This window comes from Bradyrhizobium sp. CCBAU 11386, assembly GCF_028128955.1.
GTDB lineage: Bacteria > Pseudomonadota > Alphaproteobacteria > Rhizobiales > Xanthobacteraceae > Bradyrhizobium.
In genome coordinates, this window is record NZ_LBKA01000124.1 from 1 (window position 1) to 3,938 (window position 3,938).

Below are 3,938 nucleotides of genomic sequence, written 5' to 3' on the forward strand. Positions count from 1 at the left end.
TCTCGGAATGGTGGGCGACATCAAATCGGAACGGTGGGCGAGATCATTCCGGAATGGTGGGCGACATCGAGCGGAATCAGCAGAGACCTATTTACGCGCGTTGGGAACGGCCCAGCGATCACCGAGAACGACATTATCGAACAGTCAATTGCGGCGGAGAGTCTGTTCCACTACACCAGTCTTGGCCCGACCACGGGCGCGACGGTTCGCAAGCTGGCGGCACTTAAGCCGAAGGTACTGGCCACCATGCATGGCTCGTCATTTTCCGGTGATGGGGCTACTGCACTAGTCGCTTTGGGTGATCACTATGACATGCTCCTGCGCACGGCGCTTGCGGATAGCAAGTTGAGTTAACCCCACCACCCGATGTCCGGTCATGGCCCCGTGGCTGACCAAAGCTCTGAACGCCGCGACGTCAGCTTCCGGGAAGTGTGCCGACCAAGGTCATGCCGGCTAACAAGGGCAGCCTTTGACCCCTTGCGGAAGTCGGCTACCAGAATCACTGCAGCGCACAGTGTCCCATTAGTGTCAGCTGTGTGGTAGGGTTAGGCTACTCTGCGCTGCGATGCATGAGTTAGCTCGTGATCCAAAACCGAAGTTGCGACGGTCGGCTGCCGTCGTCCCTCAGTCGCAGACCATGCCCGTTTGGATCTTGAGTGCTGCTGGCGCAGCTCTGCATATCTGCGCAAGCGATTAGGTTAGAGGAGGAAATCTCATGTCCGACTTTAATTCTTCTCCGTTGGCGCGTCGTTCCTTTCTTGGAGCTTCCGTGGGGGCCATGGCTGCGGGATTTGCTGCACAGGCCTTGCCCGCCCTCGCTCAGACGCCGGCCGACGTCCCGTCCAACTTCTTCCCGGGCTCCCGACGCCACACAATCCAAACTAGTGGAACGACCATTAATGTGCTCGTCGGAGGCAATGGCCCACCGATCTTGCTTCTGCATGGCTATCCACAAACTCACGTTGAATGGCGTAAGATCGCTCCCCAGCTTTCGGCAAACTACACGGTGGTCATTCCAGATCTTCGGGGCTACGGCGACAGCGGCAAGCCAGAAGATGGAGACAATCACATCAATTATTCAAAGCGCGCCATGGCTTTGGATCAAGTCGAAGTAATGGAACAGCTTGGTTTCAAACAATTCGCCATGGTTAGCCATGATCGAGGGGCGCGCGTAGGCCATCGCTTGGCACTCGATCATCCGGACAGGCTCACCAAACTGGTTATGATGGACATCATCCCCACCCATTACATGTACAAGACGACGGATCGGCAATTCGCCTCCGCTTATTTTCACTGGTTCTTCCTTATCCTACCCGCTCCATTTCCTGAGACCCTCATCGGGAATAACGTCGATACGGTACTTAAGCTCTTCATGGGATCAGCTTTGCCAAAATACATTGAGCCGGAGGCCTATGCTGAATATCGCCGATGTTTTAGTGATCCGGCAGCCATTCACGCTTCTTGCGAGGACTATCGGGCGGCGGGCTCGATAGATCTCGTCCACGATGAAGCAGACATGGACAAAAAGATCGCGTGCCCGGTTTTGGTGCTTTGGGGCGCGAAGGGCCTCGTCGGCCGAAAATACGATGTGCTCGCAATATGGCGAGAGCGAGCAAGGCAAGTATCGGGCAAGGGTTTGGCGTCTAGCCACTGGCTGGCCGAAGAAGTGCCGGATGAAACGTTGGCCGAAGTGAAACCATTCCTTGCTGCGTGACAACCTATAGCCGGTCTGCGGTCGCAGGCCCTGCCAGAAAACCGCTACCTTGTCGAAGGTCGGCTGTTGGCACATCGCGTCATTTCGCTGCGTTGCGGAATTGGATCGCTATCGGGACATAGCGGACATGGCCGGACTTGCTGCTGGCTCGACCCGGTCGCGAATGACCCGAACCGGACGTGTCACTAACGACCCGTGTAGGGAACTCCGTTGGCTGGCGCTCGTCGATGGTGCAGAGTCAAGCTTCTGGTAGCTCGCCGTTATGCTAGAGTCCTTCTGTCAAATGCTGAGGGATGGATTGTGCTCGAGCAGCACGTCGAACGCCGACTTGCCGCGATCCTGGCCGCGGACGTGGCTGGCTATAGTCGGCTGACAGGTGCCGACGAAGAAGGCACCATTACCAGGCTCCGGATGCTGCGAAAAGACGTCGTCGATCCGGCCATCTCGACCCATCATGGTCACATAGTTAAAACGACCGGGGATGGAATGCTGGTGGAGTTCGCCTCCGTCGTCGACGCCGTCCGGTGCGCCGTCGAGTTGCAGCGCCAGATGATCGATCGAAATGTCGGTATGGCTTCCGACAAGGAGATCAGTTTCCGCATCGGCATCAATCTCGGTGATGTGGTGGTCGAATCCGACGGCGACCTGATGGGCGATGGGGTCAATGTGGCCGCGCGCTTGGAGAACATTGCGCCTCCGGGCGGCGTCTGCCTGTCGCGCGCGGCCTACGATCAGGTCAAGGGCAAGATTGCCGTTGCGATGCACGATTGGGGCAAACGACGCCTAAAAAACATCGCCGAGCCAGTGCAGGTGTTTATAGTCGATCCGACCGACCTGCGGCTACCGTCACTCGCGAAGTCAGGCACCCGATCAATGACAGTGGCCGCGGCCGTAGTCCTCGCTTTCGCGGCCATCGGCGGCGGTACGTGGTATCTGCTAGGTCTGACGGGCGTCACATCATTGTTCGTCCAGTCCTCAAAAACCGTTCCGTCACCCAGGACAGCACCGCGCTTATCCATTGTCGTGCTTCCCTTCTCCAACCTAAGTGGCGATCCGGGACAGGATTATTTCGCGGATGCGGTCACGGACGGCCTGACAACAGATCTCTCGCGAATTCAGGGCAGCTTCGTTATCGCGCGCAACACGGCGTTTACCTACAAGGGCAAGTCGATCGATGCCCGCCAGATCGGGCGTGAACTCGGTGTCCGCTTCGCGCTCGAAGGTAGCGTGCAGCGCGCCGGCGATCAGGTTCGAGTCAACGCGCAGCTGATCGATACAGAAACTGGCGGCCATGTCTGGTCGGACCGCTTCGATCGTCCGCGCAGCAACTATCTGGAATTGCAGGATGACATAACCGGCCGGATCGCCCGCATGCTGGGATTGGAACTGGTTGTTCTCGCGGCCCGCAGCATCGAACTGGAGCACCAGACCAATCCCACCGCGTCGGACCTTGCCTTGCAGGGATGGGCTGCCGTGTACAAGCCGACCACGCCCGAGACGCGTGAGGAAGCTCGGCGCCTGTTCGAGCATGCGCTTGAAATTGATCCGCATACATTAAGGGCAATGACAGGACTTTCCCTGACACTAGCCAATCTGGTGATCAATGGACAATCCCCCGACCCGGCAGGAGATTTACGTCGCGCCGACGAGCTATCGCAGCAAGCAGTCAGGCTCGATCCGAATAATGCGGCCGCTCATGCGTTGCGCGCCCGTGTCCTGCAGGCACAGCGCCGGCAGAAGGAGGCCGCCGAGCAGTACAGGATCTCACTGCAAATCAACGGCAACATACCGACAACGACGCTTTTTCTTGGCGAGACGTTCGTCTTCACCGGGAAATCTCTTGACGCAATCTCGCTGTTCGAACGCGCCATCGAACTCAGTCCACGCGACCCGGGTCTTGGAACGTGGCAGTTTGAAATGGGGCGCGCAATGATCCTGCTCAGGCGCGATGATGAGGCGCTAACCTGGCTCAGCAGGTCGGTGGCGACGAATCCGAGACTGGCATATGGCCAGCTTTACTACGCCGCGATCATGGCTATCAAAGACGATCTATCAGCTGCCCGCGCGGCACTCGCGGCGGCCGGTCGCCTGAATCCGAACTACACCAGTCTTGCGAAATTCCGGGCCACCGATCTGTCGGACGATCCTGCCTACGTGGAGCAGCGCGCTTACGTGGAAGGAGCGTTGCGCAAAGCGGGGCTGCCGGAGCAGTGACTTCCGCATA

Annotated in this window: 2 protein-coding genes and 1 pseudogene; all 3 read left to right on the forward strand. The window is 58.3% G+C overall.

Annotated elements, in window-relative coordinates; genetic code table 11:
• Positions 1-354: pseudogene (locus XI09_RS08845) on the forward strand (hypothetical protein); the annotation flags it as partial.
• A gap of 361 nt (positions 355-715) precedes the next feature.
• Positions 716-1,714 carry an alpha/beta fold hydrolase gene (locus XI09_RS08850; RefSeq protein ID WP_271566497.1) on the forward strand — a complete coding sequence of 333 codons (999 nt, stop codon included), beginning with the start codon at positions 716-718 and terminating at the stop codon, positions 1,712-1,714.
• 300 nt (positions 1,715-2,014) lie between these two features.
• On the forward strand, positions 2,015-3,928 hold the full coding sequence (locus tag XI09_RS08855; RefSeq protein WP_271566498.1) for an adenylate/guanylate cyclase domain-containing protein: 1,914 nt from the start codon (positions 2,015-2,017) through the stop codon (positions 3,926-3,928).
• Positions 3,929-3,938 lie beyond the last annotated feature (10 nt).

Coding starts and splice junctions, on each gene's coding strand:
- XI09_RS08850 (WP_271566497.1), top strand. CDS start 716: ATGTCCGACTTTAATTCTTCTCCGTTGGCGCGTCGTTCCTTTCTTGGA.